This window comes from Janthinobacterium sp. 17J80-10 (assembly GCF_004114795.1).
In the GTDB taxonomy this organism is placed as follows: Bacteria; Pseudomonadota; Gammaproteobacteria; order Burkholderiales; family Burkholderiaceae_D; genus Paucimonas.
Window position 1 is genome coordinate 411,659 of the sequence record NZ_CP035311.1, and the last position, 22,531, is coordinate 434,189.

Sequence of the window (22,531 nt, forward strand, 5' to 3'; positions counted from 1 at the left end):
GAGACCACACCATGCAATTTTTAATTTTCCTGTACGACGCCACAGATGCCGGTGCGCAAGAGCGCCGCGCCAGGATCCGCCCCGACCACCTCAAGCGCGCAGAGCATTTCCAGCATGCAAACCACCTGCTGATTGGCGGCGCATTGCTGAATGACGCCGGCGACGTGATCGGCTCGGCTGCCGCAATCCAGTTCGACACCCGCGCCGAGCTCGACGAATGGTTCAACACCGATCCTTACAAGCTCGGCAATGTCTGGGCGCGCATGGAAGTGCACAACTTCCGCGTCGCGCCTCACTACAACATCCAGCCAATCATCAAGGAGACCCACTAATGGCAATCAAGGAAAATCTCAAGCTGCGCGTCGTGCACGACAAGCTGGAAGCCGGCGCCAGCATTACCCTGCGCCCTGAAATGCGTGTCGTGTACTGCCGCACCGGTACCGTCCGCATTATCGAAGGCGGCCGGCGTCGCATTCTTAGCGAAGACAATGCCCAGCTGGTGCAGGCCGAAACCATCATCGAAGCCGCCGTCGGCCCGGCAACAGTCTGGCGTTGGGAACTGGTGCCGGTGGACTCTGACGACGCCGCCACGCTGTCACACGGCGCCGGCGTCGACAGTCAGAACAAGGGCGCGTACGCGCTGCCGCTGCCGGATGACGAGCGGCAGTTTGCTATCCGCTGCGACCAGGTCTCCTTCCCGCCAGGCGGCGAAGCGTTGACCCACATCCATGCGGCACCGGGCGTGCGATGCCTGCATACCGGCGAAATCTTCATCGATTCGCTCGGCAAACAGTGGACGGCAACGCCCGGCGTGACCTGGCTGGAACGCGGGCCGGAACATGTCTACGCCAAAACCTGGGATCAGGGTCCCGCCAATTTCATACGCGTGATGGTGATTCCGAGCGCGTATTCCGGCAAATCGACAATCTCTTACGTCAAGCCGGAAGACGCACAAAAGCCGAAGTCGCAGCAGTATTACCGCTACCTGGAAGAGGAAATCCAGCTGCCAGGCTAGAGCGAGCAAGGGACATAAAAAATTCAATTAAAAGGCCATGCTCGCACATGGCCTGGAGACAAACATGGTAGAGAACGTGGCACGGCTTATGCCCAACCCGGGGATAACGCCTTTCATTGAGGTGAATAGCCTGGAGAAATGTTACGACACCCGTAACGGCCCCATCAATGCGGTCGAAAAGGTTTCGTTCAACGTCAGCAAAGGCGAGTTCATTTCCATCGTCGGCCCTTCCGGCTGCGGCAAAAGCACGCTGATGAAAATGATCGGCAAGCTTTTGAAGCCCACCAGTGGCTCGATCGAGTTCCATGGCTTGCCCGCCGGCGCTTCCAGCCCGGACCTCGGCATGGTATTCCAGGATGCAGTGCTGCTGCCATGGCGCACCGTTTTCCAGAATGTCTGCCTGCCGATCGAGGTGATGGGCCTGGAACGGCGCAAGCATGAGCAGCGCGCCCGCGATCTGATCGAGCTGGTCGGGCTCAAGGGATTCGAGAACAAGTACCCGACCGAGCTGTCCGGCGGCATGCAGCAGCGCACATCGATTGCCCGGGCGCTGGTCAGCGACCCATCGCTGCTGCTGATGGACGAGCCCTTCGGTGCGCTCGATGCCCTGACGCGTGAAACCATGACCCAGGAGCTCCAGCGGATCTGGATGGAGAGCAAAAAGACCGTGCTCTTCATTACCCACTCGATTCCCGAATCCGTGCTGCTGTCGGATCGTGTCGTCGTGATGTCGGCCCGGCCGTCCCGGGTGCAGGAAATCATCGACATCGACTTGCCGCGTCCGCGCCAGCTGACCGACACCACCTCGATGGCTTTCGGCAAGTATGTCGCGCACATCCGCAGCCTGTTATCTGCCACTACGGAGTTATGAACGTCATGAACCAGGTCATATCAAACACCGCTACTCCTGTGCGCCGCTTGCCACGCTACGATCTTGGCAGCGTTCTCTCGATCGTGGTCGCCGTCATTCTGCTGGGCGGATGGGAGCTCAGCGTCCAGGCCGGATTGATCCCGGGTTACCTGCTGCCAGCGCCTTCCAAAGTCATCATGCAGTTATACGCAGATTTGACGCAGGAAAGCGTGCGCGTCGATATCTACTACACGCTGGCCGAGATCCTGCTGGGGTTTGCGCTTGCGACCGTGCTGGGGCTGATTTGCGGCGCCGCCATTGCACTGATTCCGATAGCCGACAAAATCCTGTCGCCCTACATCACCTGCTTGCAGACCATTCCCAAGCCCGCGATTGCGCCGCTGCTGATCATCTGGTTCGGATTCGGCATCAGTTCCAAGGTCGTCATCGTGGCGCTGATCGCCTTTTACCCGATCGTGGTAAATGCGGTGGTGGGTTTTCGCGGCTCGGACCCGCGCCAGATCCTGCTGATGCGCGTGATGAAAGCCTCGCGCTGGCAAATCTTCCGCATGGTGCAGCTGCCGAACGCGCTTCCTTTCCTGATGGCCGGCCTGCAGATCGCCATGGTGTTTTCGGTGATCGGCGCGATCGTCGGCGAATTCCTCGGCGCATCCCGTGGCCTGGGCGCCTTGATCATCCAGCGGCAGTCGGCGATGGATGTGGCGGGCGTGTTTTCTGTGCTGGTAGTGCTCTCGACTGTCGGCATCGTTTTGAGCGTGATCATTAAAGCCCTTTCCAAAAAGCTGGTTTTCTGGGGCCCAGCGGAAGAAATTCGCGGCGTTTAAAACTTACTCAAACTAATAACGGAGATGCAATGAAAAACAACCTGATTCGCCATATCAAAAATTCGACCCTCACCTCGGTGGCGATCGCTCTCGCCTTCACAGGCGGCGCCGCGCAGGCCCAGACTAAGCTCACGGTGCAGGGGGGTGCTCCGGTGCCGACCTATTCCCTGCTCCCGTTGTATGTCGGACAGCAGCTTGGTTATTTCAAGGCCGAGGGCATCGACCTGGAAATTCGCAATACTGCCAATGCCTCGACCGCCGTGCAACTGATGGCCGCCAATAATGCCGACATTGCCCTCGCGACGGTCGAGCCGTTGCTGCTCGGCCAGGATAGCGGTGTAAAGGCCAAGGTATTCCTGCAAAACCACAAGACGCTGATGTACAGCATCGGTGTACCGAAGGGATCAAACATCACGACGCCGGCCAGCCTCAAGGGCGCGAAGATTGGCGTCAGCAACCTCGGCAGTGCCTCGCTCACCGTGGCCAAGTCGATATTGTTAAGTGCAGGCATTACGCCCACCGCTGATACCTTCGTGCCGGTTGGCGTGGGCGACCAGGCTCTCACAGCGCTGCGCAACGGCAACGTGCAGGCATTGGCAATGTGGGACGTGATGTACGCAGCGATGGAGCGCAACGGCCAGCAATTCACCTACTTCACCCATCCGACCCTTGGTACGTTCGGCAATCTGGCCTCGATGGCATCGGACACCACCATTGCCACCAAGCAGAAGGCTCTGTGCGGCTATGGGCGGGCGCTGGCAAAAGCCTCGCTGTTCGCCGCTGAAAATCCGGAAGCTGCGGTGGAACTGTATTGGGATTTTAATCCCGCCGCACGTGTTCCAGCCAGCAAACCTGAAGAGATTAAAAAAGCAGTCGTCGAATTGAAGTACATCGCCGATATCTTCAACGTCGGCTTCGGCCCCGGCGAAAAATATGGCGTGATCGATGAAAATAAATTCAAGCAATATGCCGAGCTGCTCTACAAGGACAAAGGCACACCGGAAAAAACCCCGGCGATCTCCGCTGTCGCCACCATGGCGCTGAATAACTGCATCAATGAATTCGACCGTGCAGCGGTACGCAAGGCGGCCAAAGAGTGGAAAAACTGAGCGCCAGGGGAACCAGATGAAAAAAATTAAATGCGCCCTGATCGGTTCCGGCAACATCGGCACCGATCTGATCTACAAGCTGCAACGCAGCCCCTTGCTGGAACCGGTGTGGATGGTCGGCATCGATGCCGATTCGGAGGGGCTCAAGCGTGCCCGCGAGATGGGCCTGAAGACCACCGCCGCAGGGCTCGACGGCCTGCTGCCGCATGTGCATGCAGACGGCATCCAGATTGCTTTCGACGCCACTTCAGCCTACGTGCATGCCGATAATTCGCGCAAGCTCAATGCGCTGGGCGTGCTGATGATCGACCTGACGCCGGCGGCCATCGGCCCGCTGTGCGTTCCGCCGATCAACCTGCGCGAACATGCCGGCAAAGGGGAAATGAACGTCAACATGATTTCCTGCGCCGGGCAGGCGACGATCCCGATGGTGTATGCGGTCTCCAGCATTCAACCGGTGAGCTACGGTGAAATCATCGCCAGCCTGTCGTCGAAATCGGTCGGCCCCGGCACGCGCAAGAACCTCGACGAGTTCACTTACACCACGTCGGATGCGATTGAAAGAATCGGCGGCGCCAGGCTCGGCAAGGCAATGGCGATCATTAATCCGGCGGAACCGCCGATGGTCATGCGTAACACGATCTATTGCGAGACCGATACGCTGCCCGATCAGGAAGCCATCACAAAGTCCGTGAAAGCCATGATCCTCGAGGTGCAGAAATATGTGCCGGGTTACCGGCTGGTGAATGGTCCGGTGTTCGACGGCCACCAGGTCTCGATTTACATGGAAGTGACGGGGCTGGGCGATTTCCTGCCGACCTATGCGGGCAACCTCGACATCATGACGGCTGCCGCCACGCGCACCGCTGAAATGTTTGCCGAAGAAATCAACGCCGGGCGTTTCAAAGCCCAACCGAAAACTATGGAGCCAGCATGATGTCACTCAAGGGAAGAAAGGTCATGTTGCATGACATGTGCCTGCGCGACGGCATGCATGCCAAACGTCATCAGATGACGCTGGATGAAATGGTGCGCGTGGCAACCGCGCTGGATGATGCCGGCGTGCCGCTGATCCAGGTCACGCATGGCGACGGCCTGGGTGGGGCGTCGCTCAACTACGGCCGCCCGCGCCATAGCAACGAGGAATACCTGAACGCGGTCATCCCCAAGCTCAAGCGCGCCAAGGTGTCCGTCCTGCTGGTGCCGGGTCTGGGCACCATGGACCAGTTGCGTTCGGCGCGGGAATGCGGCGTGCACAGCGTCCATGTGGCGACCCATTGCACCGAAGCCGACGTCGCCGAGCAGCACATCGCCTACGCCCGCGGAATGGGCATGGACACCACCGGGTTCCTGATGATGTCGCACCTGAATTCGCCGGAAGGGCTGCTCAAGCAGGGCTTGCTGATGGAATCCTATGGCGCCAACTGCATTTACGTGACCGACTCGGCCGGCTACATGCTGCCGGACGACGTACGCGCCCGCATTGCGCTGCTGCGCAATGCGCTGGACCCAAAGACGCAACTGGGCTTCCATGGCCACCATAACCTCGGCATGGGCATCGCCAATTCCATCGCGGCTATCGAAGCCGGCGCCAACCGTATCGATGGCTCGGTCGGCGGCCTTGGCGCCGGCGCCGGCAATACGCCACTGGAAGTGTTCGCCGCCGTGTGCGAACGCATGGGCATTCATACCGGCGTTGACCTGTTCAAGATGATGGATGTGGCAGAAGACGTGATCCTGCCGCTGATGGACCAGCTGGTGCGGGTTGACCGCGAGTCGCTGACCATCGGTTATGCCGGGGTGTATTCGACCTTCCTGTTGTTCGCGCGCCGCGCTGCAGCCAAATACGGCGTGTCAGCGCGTGAAATCCTGATCGAACTTGGCAAGAAAAAGCTGATCGGCGGCCAGGAAGACATGATCGAAGACACCGCGATGACCATGGCCAAGGAACGCGGCCTGCTGCCGAGCTGAGCGATTTTTTGGGAAATGGCCATGAAAAATTATAAAGAGCTGGCAGTCGTCGTCGGCGCGACCGGATCGTTCGGCACGGAGATCGTCGCCGCGCTGACTGCCGCAGGACTTGGCGTGGTTGCCGTGGCGAGGACAGAAACTTCGCTGGCCTCGTTGCAGGAACGCTTTCCCGATCTGATTCCGTGCGCGGCCGACATTGCTAACGACAGTTCGATCGAGAAGATCCGTACCGTGCTGGACCGGCCGGTACGGATGGTTGTGCATGGCCCCGGCGTGGCGGTCGCCGGCGGCATCCTGGCGGCACCGACCTCGGCGGTGGTCGATTCGGTCAACATCAAGGTAGGCGGCATGTTGCGCCTGGCGCGCGCCGTGGATGCACGGCTGGCGCCGCATTCACGGCTGGTCGCCATTGGCGGCCACTATGGCCTGGAGCCGACCGCCTATGCGGCGGCGGCTGGCATTGCCAATGCCGCCCTGATCAACCTGATGCGCCAGTTAAGCCTGGCCTACGGCGAACGCGGCGTGACGGCCCATCTGATCGCGCCCGGCCCGGCCGATACCGAACGCCTGCATCGCGTCGCCGCTGACCGCGCCGCCAGCCGTGGCATCAGCGTCGAGCAGGTATTGACCGAGATGAAGGCAGAATCCTCCATCAAGGCATTCACCACGCCGAAGCAGGTCGCCTGGGCAGTCGCCACACTGCTGGCGGAAGAAGCAGACTCAATGACCGGTTCCACCCTCATGCTCGATTCCGGACGCCGGCGCGGCCTGCCTTGAATCGCGAAAAAAACGGAGACATTTCATGCCAGTCATTAATTTTCATATTGTCGAAGACAAGTACACACAAGGCCAGCTGGAATGCCTGCTGCTGGAGTCGAGCAAGCTCTACGCGGAAGTTCTGAATGCGCCGATGGAGCGGGTGCGTGCTTTCGTCACGCTGCACAAGAAATCGCTGTTCGCCGTCGCAGGAAAAATGGTTTCCTCCGGCCAGGCCGATGCGCCCTATTTCAGCTTCATCGTACTGGAAGGTCGTCCGCTTGAAGAACGTCATCGGCTGCTGACCGGCTTCACCGAGTTGGTCGTCGATATCCTGGGCGCCAGGCGTGAACTGGTGCGTGGCGGCTGCACACCGATTCATCCGGAAAACTGGTGCATTGGCGGCGCACCTGCCAGCGTGGTGCGCAAAACTGAAATACGTGCTCGCGACCAGAGCGTGTCCTGAGCCGGCATTTCCTTTTCCTAAATAACGATTTTAAAGATCATGGATACCAAAAAAATAGAACAGTACGGAGACGAGCTGTACATGGCCTTCTTGCGCCAGACGACAGTTCCGCCGCTGCTGGAACGTGAGCCCGATATCACGATAGAAGATGCTTACAAAATCCAGAAGCGCATGGTGGATCGCCGGGTCGCGGCGGGCGAGAAAATCGTCGGCAAGAAAATCGGCGTCACCAGCAAAGCGGTGCAGGATTTTCTTGGTGTATTCCAGCCCGACTTCGGTCAGCTCACCTCGGGCATGATTTATCAGGAAGGTGACACCATCGATCTTGGTAACCTCATTCAGCCCAAAGCGGAGGCCGAACTGGCATTCGTGTTGAAGGAAGACTTGAAAGGGCCGGGCATCACCGCGATGGACGTGATCCGCGCGACCGATTATGTGGTGCCTTGCTTCGAGATCGTCGATTCGCGCATCAAGGACTGGAACATCAAGATTCAGGACACCGTTGCGGACAATGCGTCTTGTGGCGTCTACGTCCTGGGTAAGACGAGGGGTGATCCACGGGTACTGGATATCACCATGGCTGGCATGGTGCTGGAAAAAAATGGCGAACTGTTTTCCACCGGTGTCGGTGCTGCCGTGCAGGGCTCCCCGGCCAATGCGGTTGCCTGGCTGGCCAATACGCTGGGCGCGTTGGGGATTCCATTCAAGGCGGGTGAAGTGATCCTCTCCGGTTCACAGTCTGCGCTGGTACCTGTCGTCGACGGCGACGAACTCGTATGCACCGTCGGCGGCCTCGGCAGCTGCCATGTCAAATTTGCAGGAAGGAGCGCAGCATGAGTACCCCTACATTATCTCGCGAAGAAGTTGTTCGTTTGACCGAGCGCGTTGAAGGCGCGCAAATTCGCGCTTATGAAATTCCCAAGCTGACCGAGGAATATCCGGGCATGAACATCGCCGATGGCTATGCGGTGCAAAAGGAATTGCGTCAGCGTTCGATTGCGCGTGGAAATCGCCTGATCGGCTGGAAGGTCGGCCTGACTTCCAAAGCCAAGATGGTCCAGATGGGCATCCATGAACCGAGCATCGGCTTTCTGATGAATGACATGGCCTGTCCGGAGAATTCAGCGATCGACATCTCGAAACTGGTGCATCCGCGCGTCGAATGCGAAGTTGCATTTGTGACGAAAAAGGACTTGCAGGGTCCGAACTGCACTAAAGAACAGGTGCTCGATGCGACCGACTTCGTGCTGCCGGCGATCGAAGTCATCGACTCGCGCTTCAAGGCCTTCAAGTTCGACCTGCCCAGCGTAATTGCCGATAACGGCTCCAGCGCCCGGGTTGTCAGCGGTGGCCGGGCGCGTTATCCCCAGGATGTCGATTTGCGTACGCTGGGCGCAGTGATGGAAAAGAACGGCGAGATTGTTTCACTCGGGGCTTCTGCCGCGGTGCTCGGTCATCCTGCAGAAGCCATCGCTTGCCTTGTCAATATCCTCAGTACCCAGGGCGAGACCCTGCCGGCAGGTAGTTTTGTGATGAGCGGCGGCATTACCGAAGCGATTCACGTGAAAGCCGGCGACAGCATCATCGCGCGATTCCAGGAGCTGGGCAGTGTGTCGGTGCGTTTTGTCTAAAGGCGGATATCCATGAAAGTCCTGATCGTCTTTGCGCATAACGAAGAAAAGTCTTTCAACACCGCCATGAAAAACCTGGCGGTGGAGCGCCTGCGCAGCAATGGTCATGAAGTCATCGTCTCCGATTTGTATGCGATGAAGTTCAAGGCGGTCGCGGATGGCGACGATTTCCTTGAACGCGCCAACCCCGAGTACCTGGTGTACGCCATGGAACAGCGCCTCGCCTATAAAAACGGCACGCTGGCGCCGGACATCATGGCTGAACTGGAAAAGGTGAAATGGGCTGACCTGATCATCTTTAACTTTCCGATTTACTGGTATTCAATGCCGGCGATCATGAAAGGCTGGGTCGATCGCGTGCTGGTGTCCGGCTACTGCTATGGTGGGATGCGGTTCTATGACCGGGGCGGGCTGGCGGGGAAGAAAGCGCTGGTGGCGACCAGCCTGGGCGGGCAGCCACATATGTTCCAAAAGGGCAGTATTCACGGCGAGCTTGAGCTGATGCTGAAGCCCATTTTGCAGGGCACGCTCGCCTATACGGGTTTGGCTGTGCTGCCGCCGTTTGTGGCGTTTCATGTACCGTATGTTTCGGCTGAGGCGCGCGCCCGATATCTGGATGACTATACAGCGCGCTTGGATGCGCTGGCGTTAGCTGAGGCGCTGCGGTTTCCCAGCATGGATGACTTCGATGAGAAATTGCATCCCAGGGCGGCGATGTCTGCTGCGACCGGTTAAAACAGAATTTGCGTTTCCTTTGACGGTTGAAAGCCCGGCGGTCCACCTGAAACCGGGCAGTGTGGCGGTATCGTTCGTTACAGGAAGCGGTCGAGGATCTTGCGGCTGTGGCGGTCCAGCGCCGGCAAGTCGCGCACCAGGAAGTGGATGCCGTGGCTGTCGGAAATCAGCAGCGCATTGCCGCCGATGCGGCGGATATCTTCTTCGCCGCGCAGCACGAAGCTGGTTGGCCCGCGGTCAGTGGCCACGGTCCAGGTGCAGGGCGTGGCAAAACTGCTGACGGATTCGATCCGGGCGATCTCGGGCATGAATTCGCGCCCGCCCAGTTCTTCCTCGATCAGCGCCCGGGCCGCTTGCGGCAGGTCGGCCAGGCGCTCGATCCATGCCACTTCGGCGCCGTCGGCATTGACCAGGGCGATGCCATTGTCCGGCGCCTGGATGGGAAAGGCGCGCACCGGCGTCACGCCTTCGTGGGTGACGCCGCCGCTGGTCAGCACCAGGCGGCCGAAAGGATTGCGGACGAGTTCGAAACTGGTATTGGTCATTGCTTCATTCTCCCTGCAGCGCCATCTCGGCGGCATTCCTGGCTTGCGCCTGGTACAGGCGGTAATACGCTCCCTCTTGCGCCATCAATGCATCGTGCGCGCCCTCTTCGACCACCTGGCCGCGGTCCAGCACCACCAGGCGGTCGGCGCGCTGCAGCGTCGACAGGCGGTGTGCAATGGCGATCGTGGTGCGGCCCTGCACCAGGTTGTCGAGCGCCTTCTGGATTTCTTTCTCGGTTTCGGAATCGACCGAGGACGTCGCCTCGTCCAGGATCAGGATGCGCGGGTTGATCAGCAGCGCGCGGGCAATCGAGATGCGCTGGCGCTCGCCGCCGGACAGGCCCTGGCCGCGTTCGCCCACCATCGAGTCGTAGCCCTGCGGCAGGCGCAGGATGAATTCGTGCGCATGCGCCGCGCGCGCCGCCGCCATGATCTCGGCGCGGGTGGCGTCAGGCTTGCCATAGGCGATGTTCTCCGCAATCGTGCCGAAAAACAGGAAAGGCTCCTGCAGCACCAGGCCGATGTTGCGCCGGTAATCGGCCAGCGCGTAGGAGCGGATATCGACGCCGTCAACCTTGATGGCGCCTTCGGCTACATCGTAGAAGCGGCAGATCAGGTTGACCAGGGTGCTCTTGCCCGAGCCGCTGTGGCCGACTAGGCCGACCATTTCGCCCGGTTTGATATTTAGGCTGATGCCGCGGTTGACGGCGCGGTTGCCATAGCGGAAACCCACATCGACGATCTCGATGCCGCCCTTGACCTCCTTTAGCGGCACCGGGTTGGCCGGCTCCGGCACGCTCGAGACGTGGTCAAGGATATCGAAGATCCGCTTGGCGGCCGAAGCCGACTTTTGCGTCACCGAGACGATCCGGCTCATCGAGTCCAGCCGCCCATAAAAGCGGCTGATGTAGGCGATGAAGGCCGTCAGCACGCCCACGGTGATTTCGCCCTTCGACACCTGCCAGATGCCAAAGCCCCATACCACCAGCAAGCCCAGTTCGGTCAGGAGCGACACCGTCGGTGAAAACAGCGACCAGGTCTTGTTCAGGCGGTCATTCACCGCCAGGTTTTGCTTGTTGGCTTCGCGGAAGCGGTCGGCTTCGCGCTTTTCCTGGGCAAAGGCCTTGACCACGCGGATGCCGGGAATGGTATCGGCTAGCACATTGGTCACCTCGCCCCAGACCCGGTCGATTTTCTCGAAGCCGGTGCGCAGCTTGTCGCGCACCACGTGGATCATCCAGGCGATGATCGGCAGCGGCAAGAGCGTCACCAGCGCCAGCCAGGGGTTGATCGAGAACAGGATGGTCGCCGTCATCACGATCATCAGGACGTCTGTCGCAAAGTCGAGCAGGTGCAGCGACAGAAACACGCAGATACGGTCGCTTTCGGAACCGATGCGCGACATCAGGTCGCCGGTACGCTTGCCCCCGAAGTATTCGAGCGACAGCCGCAGCAGGTGTTCATAAGTGGTAGTGCGCAGGTCGGCGCCGATGCGCTCGGACACCAGCGCCAGGATATAGGTCTTGGCCCAGGACAGGCCCCAGGCCAGGATCGCCGCGCCGAACAGCCCGGACAGATAGAGCGCCACCAGCGACGGATCGATTTTCTGGCCATTCTGATATGGAATCAGGATGTCGTCCATCAGCGGAATTGTCAGGTAGGGCGGCACCATCGACGCGGCGGTGCCCAGCATCGTGAGGATGAAGCCGGCCAGCAGCTGGCCCTTGTAGGGACGGGCGAAGCGCCACAGGCGCAACAGCGTCCAGGTCGAAGGCGGCGTGTGGATGACCCGGGTGCAGACCGTGCAGACATCCTGGTCCGGTTCCAGCGGCGCCTTGCAGCTTGGGCAAAAGTCGCCTTCCGGTTCGGCTGCCGGCGCACCGGAGACGTGGCTGGCCTGCAGCAGGTCGAACTGGTCGATCAGCCGGATCGCCTGCAGGTTTTGCCCGAGCGTGAAGCGCCAGCTGGCCAGGAGGCCGTCGCCGTCGACCAGTTCCAGGTGGCCCACGCCGGCATGGTCATGATGCTGCAATGCCAAGCCAGCCTGGAACGGCCAGCTGCTCCAGCCGGTTTCGCCGGGCGCCTGGGTCAAGAGGCGGCGCTCGGTTAAGGCCAGCAAGCCTTTTTTGAAGTGCAGCCGCCGATCGAGGTCAACCTGAACCCAGGCCAGCACGTTCTCTCCGGGAGCAAGCTGAGTTGCTACCGAGGTGCGCCATTCGAGCGGAAGGTCGTTACGGGAAAGATCGGATACGGGAGATGGGCTTGTCATTCTGGAATTGCTTTGAGTGTCTACCGGCGTTGGCCAGGGCGATCATGGAAAAACGGCAAGGGCCGGCACACGTCCGGACAGCACTATAAACGGATGAGACGCGAACCGGTTGAACCGAACGGCAAATATTTATCTCGGCACCCAGGCATGTTTTTTTGCCAATATGCGTGCCAGGGTTTTATCCCGGTTTCGTTACCAATCAACAAATCAGCAAAATTTTTTACTTGTAGCTTAAGCGAAACTTAAAGAAATGGCTAATAATGCGAAGGCTGCGCTGCCTGCCAACAAGTACCAAGACATGAGCAAAAAAGACATCCAATTCCTGCGCGTGACGCATCTGCGTGGCCCGAACATCTGGACCTACCGTCCTGTCATCGAAGCCTGGGTCGACATCGGCCTGCTTGAAGACGCTCCTTCCAATACCATTTCCGGCCTGTACGAGCGCCTGACTGCCTGGCTGCCCGGCCTGGTCGAGCACCGCTGCGGCGTCGGCACCCGGGGCGGTTTCCTGGAGCGGCTGCGCGACGGCACCTGGGCCGGCCACATCCTCGAACACGTGACGCTGGAGCTGCAAACCATGGCCGGCATGAAGACCGGCTTTGGCAAGGCGCGCGAGACCGGCGTACGCGGCGTCTACAAGGTCGTCTTCCGCACCCGCCAGGAAAAAGTCGGCCGCGCCGCGCTCGCCGCCGCGCGCGAACTGCTGCTGGCCGCGATCAATGATACGCCCTACGACGTCGCCGCGACGATAGCGACATTGCGCGACATGGTCGACGACCTGTGCCTGGGCCCTTCTACCGCCCACATCGTCGATGCCGCCATCGACCGCAACATTCCCTTCATTCGCCTGACCGACGGCAACCTGGTCCAGCTCGGCTACGGCGATGTCCAGCGCCGCATCTGGACAGCCGAGACCGACCGCACCAGCGCGATTGCCGAAGGCATCGCCAGCGACAAGGACATGACCAAGTCGCTGTTGCAATCCTGCGGCGTGCCGGTACCGCAGGGCGTCATCGTCGACAATGCCGAATCAGCCTGGGAAGAAGCCCAGGATATCGGCTTGCCTGTCGTGTTGAAGCCGCAGGACGGCAACCACGGCCGCGGCGTTTCGCTCGACCTGAAGACCCGCGAGGAAGTGCTGGGCGCGTTCGAGCTGGCTGCGAAGGAAGGCGACGGCAACGTGATCGTCGAACAATTCATCGCCGGTAACGAGCACCGCCTGCTGGTGGTCGGCAACCGCCTGGTGGCGGTCGCCCGCGGCGAGACCGCCTGGGTGACCGGCGACGGCGCCGCCACCGTCACGCAACTGGTGGATAGCCAGTTGAACTCCGACCCGCGCCGCGGCGACAGCGAGGAATTCCCCTTAAGCCTGATAAAGCCGGCCGAGTGGGGCGAAATCCTGCTGGAACTGCAGCGCCAGCGCTTGACGCCGGACTCGGTGCCGGCTGCCGGGCAAAAGGTGCTGATCCAGCGTAACGGCAACGTTGCCTTTGACGTCACCGACGATGTCCACCCGGAAGTCGCCGCCCGTGCCACGCTGGCAGCGCGCGTCGTGGGGCTGGACATTGCCGGCATCGACCTGGTTGCCGAAGACATCGGCCGCCCGCTGGAAGCCCAGCGCGGCGCCATCATTGAAGTTAACGCCAGCCCGGGACTCCTGGCCCATATCAAGCCGGCCAGCGGCAAGCCGCGCGAAGTGGGTGCTGCCATCGTCGAGCACCTGTTTGGCGCCGGCAGCAATGGCCGCATGCCCATCGTCGGCATTGCCGGCAGCCAGGATACGACGCTGATCGCGCGCCTGACAGCGTGGCTGCTGTATGTCGGCGGCCGCCATGTCGGTCTCGCCTGCGGACAAGAGGTGCATGTCAATGGCCGCAAGATGCCCAAGGGCGTCGGCACCGCCTTTGACGCTGCCCAGCGCCTGCTGATCAATCGCGCCATGGAAGCCGCCGTATTTGAAAACAGCGCCCGCATGATCCTGGCCGAAGGCCTGCCTTATGACAAGTGCACCGTTGGCGTAGTGACCGATGTAACCGTCACGCCCGATCTGGCCGAATTCTATATCGCCGAGCCGCAGCAGGCCTATACGGTCATGCGCACGCAGGTCGACGTGGTACTGCCGCAGGGCGCCGCCGTGCTCAATGCCGCCGATCCGCTGGTTGCCGGGATGGCGGGCCTTTGCGATGGCAGCGTCCTGTTCTATGCGCTCGACGAAGATACTGCGGCGCTGGCCGCGCATCGCGCCGAGGGCGGCCGCGCCGCATTCCTGCGTCACGACGCCGTGGTGCTGGCCGAAGGGCAAGGCGAACTGGCGCAATTGCCGCTGCCGCCGTTTGCGGCCGGCGTCGCACCGGCTGCGGTGGTTGCTGCAGTCACCGCAGCCTGGGCCGCGGGCGTGGAGCCGCAGCTGCTCAGTGCCGGCCTGCGCACTTTTGCTACCCAGTCAGGCAAAGCCGCTTATTGAGGCATTTGCCGCACATCGAGACACCAACAGGACCTGGCTCAACATGCAAGTTTCACGCATCCGCGCGCTGCGCGGCCCCAATCTCTGGACCCACCATACCGCCATCGAGGCGGTCGTTGCCTGCAGCGAGAGCAAGATCGCCATCGGCAGCATCCCCGGTTTCGAGGAAAGGCTGCGGGCCCGTTTCCCGCAATTGCCGCCGCTGCAGCCGAACGGCCATAACGGCATCGTCTCCATTGCCCAGGTGCTGGAGCTGGCCACCTTGGGCCTGCAGGCCCAGGCTGGCTGCCCCGTGACATTCAGCCGCACCACGCCGACGCTCGAAGCGGGCGTCTTCCAGGTGGTGGTGGAGTACAGCGAGGAAGCAGTGGGCCGCCTGGCGATGGAGCTGGCCCAGGAATTGTGCCGCGCCGCTGACGAGGATCGCCCGTTCGACCTCGAAGCTGCATTGGCGCAACTACGTGAGCTGGACGAAGATGTGCGCCTGGGGCCGAGCACCGGCTCCATTGTCGACGCGGCCATCGCACGCAATATTCCGTACCGCCGCATGACCGAGGGCAGCATGGTGATGTTCGGCTGGGGCAGCCGTCAGCGCCGCATCCAGGCGGCCGAAACCGATGCCACCAGCGCGATTGCGGAATCCATCGCGCAGGACAAGGAACTGACCAAGACGCTTCTGGCCGCCGCCGGCGTGCCGGTGCCGCACGGCCGCATCGTCACCAGCGCCGACGACGCCTGGGCCGCCGCCTGCGAGATCGGCCTGCCGGTCGTGATCAAGCCGCGCGACGGCAACCAGGGCAAGGGCGTCACCGTCAACATCAACAGCCGCGAAGAGACCGAAGCAGCCTACGCGGCTGCGGAAGCATTCCGCGACGACATCATCGTCGAGCGCTACCTGCCGGGCAACGATTTCCGCCTGCTGGTGGTTGGCGACAAGCTGATCGCCGCAGCGCGGCGCGACCCGCCGCTGGTCATCGGCGACGGCACCCATACCGTGCGCGAACTGGTCGATATCGTCAACAGCGACCCCAAGCGCGGCAGCGGCCATGCCACCTCGCTGACCAAGATCCGTTTCGACGACATCGCGCTGGCGCGCCTGGCGCTGGAGGGCATGGATGCCAACAGCGTGCCGGCGCGCGGCCAGCGCGTGCTGTTGCGCAATAACGCCAACCTTTCTACCGGCGGCACCGCTACCGATGTCACCGACGATGTCCATCCCGACGTGGCCGCTTGCGCGGTTGCAGCGGCACAGATGGTCGGGCTCGATATCTGCGGCGTCGACCTGGTGTGCGACAGCGTCTTGAAGCCCGTCGAGGAACAGCGCGGCGGCATCGTCGAAGTCAATGCCGCGCCGGGCCTGCGCATGCACCTGTCGCCATCCTATGGCAAGGGCCGTGCGGTGGGCGAGGCAATCGTCAATGAAATGTTCGCCGAAGGCGACAACGGCCGCATTCCCGTGGTGGCCGTGACCGGCACCAACGGCAAGACCACCACCGTGCGCCTGATCGCCCACATCTTTACCCAGGCCGGCCTGCGCACGGGCATGACCAATACCGATGGCGTCTATATCGAAGGGCGCCAGATCGACAGCGGCGATTGCAGCGGGCCCAGAAGCGCGCGCAACGTGTTGCTGCATCCGGATGTCGATGCCGCGGTGTTCGAGACCGCGCGCGGCGGCGTGCTGCGCGAAGGCCTGGCCTTCGACCGCTGCCAGGTGGCGGTGGTGACCAATATCGGCAGCGGCGACCACCTGGGCCTGAACTACATCACGACCGTCGAGGACCTGGCGGTGTTGAAGCGTGTAATCGTGCAAAATGTCGCCGATGACGGCATGGCAGTATTGAACGCCGCCGACCCGATCGTGGCCGCCATGGCAGGCAAGTGCCGCAGCGCAGTCACCTTCTTCGCCGCCGATCCCCACCACCCGCTGCTGGCACGGCATCGCGCCCACGGCAGCCGCGTCGTCTATGTCGACAATGGCGCGCTGGTCGCGGTCGAAGGCGCATCCGAGCAGCGCATTGCACTGGCCGAAGTACCGATCACGGCCAATGGCGCAATCGGCTTCCAGGTCGAGAACGTCATGGCGGCGCTGGCAGGCGCCTGGGGCGCCGGCGTCAGCTGGGAAGCGATCCGCAAGGGTCTCGCCACGTTCGCCAATGACAGCGACAACGCGCCGGGACGCTTCAACATGTTCGATTACCGCGGCGCCTCCGTGATCGCCGACTACGGCCACAATCCGGACGCCATCACGGCGCTGGTGCAGGCGGTCGAGTCGATGCCGGCCAAGCGCCGTTCGGTGGTCATCAGCGGCGCCGGCGACCGCCGCGACGAGGATATCAGCGACCAGACCCGCATCCTGGGCAAGGCTTTCGACGACGTCCTGCTGTACCAGGACCAGTGCCAGCGCGGCCGCGCCGACGGCGAAGTGATTGCGCTGCTGCGCCAGGGCCTGCAAGGCGCCACGCGCACCAGCCACGTCGAGGAAATCAACGGCGAATTCATCGCCATCGACCGCGCACTGGCGCGCCTGCAGCCTGGCGACCTGTGCCTGATCCTGGTGGACCAGGTCGAGGAAGCGCTGGCGCACATTGCCAAACGGGTCGCCGAGGCGTCATAAGTCACCGCCTGCAGTAAGCACTCACCCTTCGGGTGCGCCGGGCCATGTGGTCCGGTGCACGCCGTCTCCCGGCGCTGCGCCACTCCCTGCTTGTGTGAATATTTACGTGGTTTTTTGTAAAGATTTCGGCATACTTGCGCCTGCAAGTTACAGAAATCGTACAACAATCATTTACGCAAAAAGGGAATCAAATGCCTATCACCCCGCGTCTCACCCTGACCCTATTGATGTCCGCCTGCGCCGTCGGCGCGCATGCGCAGTCGCGCGGGCCTGCTGCGCAATACTGGATCGACCTGTCGACTACCAGCAGCGCGCTGCCCGGCATGTCCGGCGGCGGCCTGCTCGGCAGCATCATGGGCGCCTCCATGGGCGGCAGCGGCAAGACGCTGGATGCCGAACTGCAGGTGCGTGCCCATCCGGCCGGCGTGGAAGCGAACCATGCCATTCCTGCGGCGATGGACATGGGCGCTGCGCTGCCGCTGTTGCCGGTGCGTGCGGCCGAAGCAGGCCGCGGATCGGATCGGCACGAGGCCGGTGAACAGGATAAGCCCAAGGGACGCATCCTGTTGTACTGGGGGTGCGGCGACACGATCGGCGCCGGCCAGCCCAAGGTGCTGGACCTGGCAAAGCAGAACTATGGCGAGTTTGCCCAGTTCTTTTCCAGCCGCGGCGGCTATAGCAAGGGCGTGCAGCACAAGCCGGGCAATTCGGTCTGGCCCAACGAGCGCGACAGCAAGCGCGTGCCCGACAATGCCTCGCTGCTGGGCGACCATGCCGTCAGCGGCGACGGCGTGCCGGCCAGCCTGAAATTCCAGGTCGGCGCCGCGCATGATTTCCTGCCGCCGGTGCGCCTGTCCAGCAAGGGCCAGCCCAGGGATGGCGTGCGGCTCGAATGGCAGTCGCTGCAGCATGCCCAGGCTTACTTCCTGCACGCCCAGGGCGCGGTCAAGGGTACGAATGGCGCCGACGACATGATTTTCTGGAGTTCCAGTGAAAAAGCCGACAATGGCTGGTCGCTGATGAGCTACCAGTCGCCGGCGCAAATCGCCAAGCTCTTGCAGCAAAAAGTGGTGCTGTCGCCCGCCACGGTCAATTGCACCGTGCCCAAGGGGATCTTCGACAAGGCCGAGGGCGCCATGCTCAACATGATCGCCTACGGCCCGGAACTGAATCTGGCCTATCCGCCGCGCCCCACCAAGGCGCCCGCCGGCTGGCAGCCTGAGTGGACTGCGCGCGTGCGCATCAAGTCCACCGGCATGACCATGCTGGGTATGGAGGGCGCCGGCGCGGCAGAATCCGGTGGCGAGCAAGACAATGCCGCCGAGACGCCAAATCCGTTCAAGCTATTAAAGGGAATCTTCTCCAGGTGACAGGCATAGATGCAGGCGCGCCACAGAAATGTTAAAAATGTTAAATTCTGCGACACGCCTGCCCCGCAGGCAAAACGATGCTGATAAGATGAATTGAAGAGGTTTGATAAAAAAATAATGAACGAGACACCAGGCGCAGTTTGCCTGCCTACCACACCGAGAACCCATGGTGAATGTCGATACCCGCAAACTGCTGCGTTCCCTTGCCAAGCTGATCGAAAAGCCGGAAATCAAGGCGATGCAAGTCTCCCTGGTGCAAACCCTGCAACAGCTGGTGGACGCGCAATCCATCTCTCTGTTCGATATCCGCACCTTGAAACAGGTGGATACCGACCGGGCGGATGATTTCCTGATTCCGGTCGGTATCGACGACGCGTTCGATGACGATGACGCCCCGCTGATCCTGTTGCGCGAAGAAGCGCAGTTCATGGAATGCTACCGCACCCAGGAAGTGGTGGTCGCGCCTGGCAGCGCCGGCGGTTCGCTGCGCTTCATCCATCCGATCCTCGGCATGAAAGGCGTTTCAGGCTTTCTGGTGATCGAGGCCGCCGAGCACGTCGAGCGCGACCAGGAGATGGCGGCGATCTTCCTCGGCTTCATCCGCAACTACATCCTGCTGCTCAACGATAACCAGCGCGACCATCTGACCGGACTCCTGAACCGCAAGTCCTTCGACGACAAGGTCATGAAAATGATCCTGTCGCTGGGCAGCATCAACAAGCGCCATGCCGACAAGGTGTGCTACTGCCTCGCCGTGCTGGACATTGACCATTTCAAGCGGGTCAACGACACTTACGGCCACTTGATGGGCGACGAAGTGCTGCTGCATTTTTCCCAGTGCATGAACGAGACGTTCCGCGACTACGACTTGCTGTTCCGAGTCGGCGGCGAGGAATTCGTGGTTGTCTTGCGCAACGTTGATGCGGCGCGCGCGCAGGCAGTGATGGAGCGTTTCCGTAAAGTGGTGGAAACCCACTACTTCCCCCAGGTCGGGCAAATCACGGCCAGCATTGGCGTGACCTTCATCGGCGCGCATGATTTGCCCGGCATGGTCATGGACCGAGCCGACCAGGCCCTGTATTACGTCAAGGAGCATGGCCGTAACCAGGTCGCTTTTTACGAGCACCTGGTCGAGCAAGGCAAGCTGCTGCAAAAACAGGTCGAGAGTGACGTCGAACTGTTTTGACGAAGAATAAATAGATAACCATGGCTTTTTTCTCCACCGAACAAAAATGTGCGCTGCTTGAACGCATCACCCGCGCCGGCAGTTTGCCAAGCTTGCTGGATCTGCTGGGCGACGAGATCGATAAACTGGGCCTGGTCGATGGTTATATCGTCAACCTGTGCGAACCTGCCGGCGAGAATCTCCATAGCCGCAAGATTCGCCTGCCGTTCGAATTCCGTTATCTCGACAAGACCTATTACGGCTACAAGACGTCGCTCAAGGGCGACGTCCGCAATACCAACGTCAGGGCATTCCATGGCCGCTGCGTCGCCCGCCTGAATGCCGGCGAGGGGCCGGACAATGAACGGCAAATGCTGGCGCGCTGGAAGGTGGACGAGGTCGCGGCGCTGCCGCTGCTGCCGGACAATGATCCGGACGCAGTGCCGGTTGGCACCTTGCTGCTCATGAAGCAGGGTCCGAGGATGGAAGATCGCGTCTTCGAGATCCTGGGCGAGCTCGCCGGCCTGTTCCTGGCGCCGATCCGTTCGGCACTGGGCGCCGCCTTCCTGCAGGATTTTCACGAGCGTTTCCAGCGTGCCGCCGGCGAACATGCGCGCGCCCTGGATTTCGTCATCGAAATTAACAACCTGACCGCGCTCGAAAGCGTCTTCGACAAGTTTGCCGGCGACGTCTTCCGCCAGGTGCCCTTCGAGTACATCGGCTTCTTCCTGCTGGAAGACAATGTCCTCAAAAACAAGATGGTGGCTTCCGTCAGCGAGCGCTTCAAGCCCGTCGGCGACGCCTGGGCAGCTTGGGTGCGCGACCGCGACTATGTCTTGCACAGCCTTGCCGGCGGCGTGCCGCACGCGTTCCTGAAAAATGCACCGCTGATGTTCCACGATGTCCAGGAGCTGCTGCATATTCCCATGTCCGAAACGGATACGCAGACCCTGAAGATCATGGAAACCCCGCGCACCCTGCTGGTGCTGCCGATCCGCTACCAGGGCAAGCCGATCGGCAGCCTGGCTTTCTTCAGCGTGACCGAGCCGATTGTGGTGGGCGAATCGGACCTGCAATTGCTGGAAAAGCTTTCTGCCTTCCTCGGCACGGCCATCATCAACTGCAAGAATTTCGCCCTCAACCAGGCGCAGAACGCCGAACTCGAACGCCTGGCCACGCACGACGTGCTGACCGGCTTGCCCAACCGCGCCCTGCTGCGCGACCGCTTGCAGCAAGGTATCGCGCGCTGGACCCGGCAAGGCCAGAAAGCCACCGTCGCCTTCGTCGACCTCGACCATTTCAAGGATATCAACGACACCCTCGGCCACAGCGCCGGTGACCGCGCCCTGGTCTCCATCACCAACCGCCTGCGCGACTGTTTGCGCCAGAGCGATACGGTGGCGCGCTTCGGCGGCGACGAATTCGTCCTGATCCTGGAAGACCCGGACAACAATGGCGGCCACGAGATGGTGCTGCAGCGCGTCTTGGCGGCGCTGTGCGAGCCGATCCGCGACATGGTGCAGGACATCACCCTTTCCTGCAGCATCGGTTATTCCTGCTATCCGGACGATGGCGAGGATGTGGATACGCTGCTGAATGCGGCCGATGTCGCCATGTACCAGGCCAAGCAACTGGGCCGCTCCAACATCCAGTACTACAGCCCCGACATGCGGGTGGCAGCAGGCAAGCGCCTGACCCTGGAAGGCAAGCTGCGCCACGCCGCCGAAAACAATGAACTGCTCCTGCATTACCAGCCCAAGGCCGACCTGAAAACCGGCCGCATCGTTGGTGTCGAAGCCCTGGTGCGCTGGCAAAGCCCGGAGCTGGGCCTGGTTTCGCCCGGCGTCTTCATCCCGATCGCCGAGGAATCCGGCCTGATCGTGCCGATCGGCGACTGGATCCTGCGCACCGCCTGCAACCAGGCGCTGGCCTGGCAACGCGCGGGCCTGAATATTCCCGTGGCCGTCAACCTCTCCGCCAAGCAGTTCCAGGCGCCGGGCATCGCCGCACGCGTGCGCGATACGCTCGAAGCCACGGGCCTCGATCCGCACTACCTGGAGCTGGAGCTGACCGAGAGCATGTCGATGGGGAATCCGGAAAAGAGCATTGAAATCATGCAGAGCTTCAAGGCGCTCGGCATTACCCTGACCATCGACGATTTCGGCACCGGTTATTCCAACTTAAGCTACCTGCAGCGCTTCCCGCTGGACAAGCTCAAGCTCGACCAATCCTTCGTGCGCGACATGGCGTTCAGCCCGGAGGCGCTGGCGATTTCCCAGGCGGTGCTGGCGGTGGCGCACAGCCTGCGTCTGAAGGTCGTCGCCGAAGGCGTGGAAACCCAGGAACAATTGCAAATACTCGCAAAAAGCAATTGCGAAGAGATGCAAGGCTATTACTTCAGCCGGCCGCTTCCGGCGGAAGAATGCACCCGCTTCCTGAGCGAAAAGCGCCGGCTGATCCTGCACGATACCGAACCCGCCACGGCAAGCGCCGCGCACTGACTTCCCAATGCGGTCGCTGCGGCGGCCGCTTCTCTTTTGTATCGCTGTCACGGCATTTCTTGTTTTCCTTGCAACCCGCCAGGAAAGCCGAGGCATGTCATGCAGCCTTCATACACATCGGTTACAATAAATCCAAGCTATTAGTAAATCAAGAAGCGATTAACTAAGACTATCAGACTCATGCAGATTATTCATTTCACAGCACGGGGGATAGTCGATAAG

Annotated in this window: 19 protein-coding genes; 17 read left to right on the forward strand and 2 right to left on the reverse strand. The window is 61.4% G+C overall.

Going from position 1 to position 22,531, the window contains the following annotated elements:
- Positions 1 to 11 precede the first annotated feature (11 nt).
- From EKL02_RS01770 to EKL02_RS01825, 12 genes are all read left to right on the forward strand, one after another.
- Complete coding sequence (locus EKL02_RS01770; RefSeq protein ID WP_128900428.1) at positions 12 to 332, forward strand: YciI family protein; 321 nt, start codon at positions 12 to 14, stop codon at positions 330 to 332.
- Positions 332 to 1,015: a hypothetical protein gene (locus tag EKL02_RS01775; RefSeq protein WP_128900429.1), complete on the forward strand. Its 684-nt coding sequence runs from the start codon at positions 332 to 334 to the stop codon at positions 1,013 to 1,015. The genes EKL02_RS01770 and EKL02_RS01775 overlap by 1 nt, the downstream gene beginning before the upstream one ends.
- Before the next feature lie 64 nt (positions 1,016 to 1,079).
- Positions 1,080 to 1,886, forward strand: coding sequence for an ABC transporter ATP-binding protein (locus EKL02_RS01780; protein WP_241687765.1), 807 nt, complete (start codon positions 1,080 to 1,082; stop codon positions 1,884 to 1,886).
- 5 nt (positions 1,887 to 1,891) lie between these two features.
- The gene (locus EKL02_RS01785; RefSeq protein ID WP_164931924.1) at positions 1,892 to 2,710 is read left to right on the forward strand and encodes an ABC transporter permease; all 819 of its coding nucleotides are present in this window, start codon (positions 1,892 to 1,894) and stop codon (positions 2,708 to 2,710) included.
- Between the two features lie 29 nt (positions 2,711 to 2,739).
- Positions 2,740 to 3,819, forward strand: coding sequence for an ABC transporter substrate-binding protein (locus EKL02_RS01790; protein WP_128900431.1), 1,080 nt, complete (start codon positions 2,740 to 2,742; stop codon positions 3,817 to 3,819).
- A 16-nt stretch (positions 3,820 to 3,835) separates the two neighbouring features.
- Positions 3,836 to 4,756, forward strand: coding sequence for an acetaldehyde dehydrogenase (acetylating) (locus tag EKL02_RS01795; protein ID WP_128900432.1), 921 nt, complete (start codon positions 3,836 to 3,838; stop codon positions 4,754 to 4,756).
- On the forward strand, positions 4,753 to 5,790 hold the full coding sequence (gene dmpG, locus EKL02_RS01800; RefSeq protein ID WP_128900433.1) for a 4-hydroxy-2-oxovalerate aldolase: 1,038 nt from the start codon (positions 4,753 to 4,755) through the stop codon (positions 5,788 to 5,790). The genes EKL02_RS01795 and dmpG overlap by 4 nt, the downstream gene beginning before the upstream one ends.
- 21 nt (positions 5,791 to 5,811) lie before the next feature.
- Positions 5,812 to 6,567 (forward strand): SDR family oxidoreductase, encoded by a 756-nt coding sequence (locus tag EKL02_RS01805; protein ID WP_128900434.1) that lies wholly within the window; start codon positions 5,812 to 5,814, stop codon positions 6,565 to 6,567.
- Positions 6,568 to 6,592: 25 nt separating this feature from the next.
- A complete protein-coding gene (locus EKL02_RS01810; RefSeq protein ID WP_128900435.1) occupies positions 6,593 to 7,012 on the forward strand; it encodes a tautomerase family protein in 420 nt (139 codons plus the stop codon).
- A gap of 39 nt (positions 7,013 to 7,051) precedes the next feature.
- Positions 7,052 to 7,849, forward strand: a complete 798-nt coding sequence (gene dmpE, locus EKL02_RS01815) for a 2-oxopent-4-enoate hydratase (protein ID WP_128900436.1) — start codon at positions 7,052 to 7,054, stop codon at positions 7,847 to 7,849.
- Positions 7,846 to 8,643, forward strand: coding sequence for a 2-oxo-3-hexenedioate decarboxylase (gene dmpH, locus EKL02_RS01820; protein WP_206732438.1), 798 nt, complete (start codon positions 7,846 to 7,848; stop codon positions 8,641 to 8,643). The genes dmpE and dmpH overlap by 4 nt, the downstream gene beginning before the upstream one ends.
- A 12-nt stretch (positions 8,644 to 8,655) precedes the next feature.
- On the forward strand, positions 8,656 to 9,378 hold the full coding sequence (locus EKL02_RS01825) for an NAD(P)H-dependent oxidoreductase (RefSeq protein WP_128900438.1): 723 nt from the start codon (positions 8,656 to 8,658) through the stop codon (positions 9,376 to 9,378).
- A gap of 77 nt (positions 9,379 to 9,455) precedes the next feature.
- Here EKL02_RS01825 and EKL02_RS01830 read toward each other — a convergent pair whose 3' ends face one another.
- Both EKL02_RS01830 and EKL02_RS01835 read right to left on the reverse strand, forming a co-directional pair.
- Entirely contained in the window at positions 9,456 to 9,923 is a 468-nt protein-coding gene (locus EKL02_RS01830) for a DUF1854 domain-containing protein (protein ID WP_128900439.1), read from the reverse strand.
- A gap of 4 nt (positions 9,924 to 9,927) precedes the next feature.
- Positions 9,928 to 12,192 (reverse strand): ABC transporter ATP-binding protein, encoded by a 2,265-nt coding sequence (locus EKL02_RS01835; RefSeq protein WP_128900440.1) that lies wholly within the window; start codon positions 12,190 to 12,192, stop codon positions 9,928 to 9,930.
- 298 nt (positions 12,193 to 12,490) lie between these two features.
- On the opposite strand from EKL02_RS01835, the gene cphA (EKL02_RS01840) reads away from it, so the two are divergent.
- The 5 genes from cphA (EKL02_RS01840) to EKL02_RS01860 all read left to right on the forward strand — a co-directional run bounded on the left by cphA (EKL02_RS01840) (position 12,491) and on the right by EKL02_RS01860 (position 22,309).
- On the forward strand, positions 12,491 to 14,656 hold the full coding sequence (gene cphA / locus EKL02_RS01840) for a cyanophycin synthetase (RefSeq protein WP_128900441.1): 2,166 nt from the start codon (positions 12,491 to 12,493) through the stop codon (positions 14,654 to 14,656).
- A gap of 43 nt (positions 14,657 to 14,699) precedes the next feature.
- Positions 14,700 to 17,273: a cyanophycin synthetase gene (gene cphA / locus EKL02_RS01845; RefSeq protein WP_128900442.1), complete on the forward strand. Its 2,574-nt coding sequence runs from the start codon at positions 14,700 to 14,702 to the stop codon at positions 17,271 to 17,273.
- Between the two features lie 191 nt (positions 17,274 to 17,464).
- Positions 17,465 to 18,643, forward strand: a complete 1,179-nt coding sequence (locus tag EKL02_RS01850) for a hypothetical protein (protein WP_128900443.1) — start codon at positions 17,465 to 17,467, stop codon at positions 18,641 to 18,643.
- A gap of 166 nt (positions 18,644 to 18,809) precedes the next feature.
- Positions 18,810 to 19,829, forward strand: a complete 1,020-nt coding sequence (locus EKL02_RS01855; protein ID WP_128900444.1) for a GGDEF domain-containing protein — start codon at positions 18,810 to 18,812, stop codon at positions 19,827 to 19,829.
- 20 nt (positions 19,830 to 19,849) lie between these two features.
- Positions 19,850 to 22,309, forward strand: a complete 2,460-nt coding sequence (locus EKL02_RS01860; RefSeq protein WP_128900445.1) for an EAL domain-containing protein — start codon at positions 19,850 to 19,852, stop codon at positions 22,307 to 22,309.
- Positions 22,310 to 22,531: the final 222 nt, after the last annotated feature.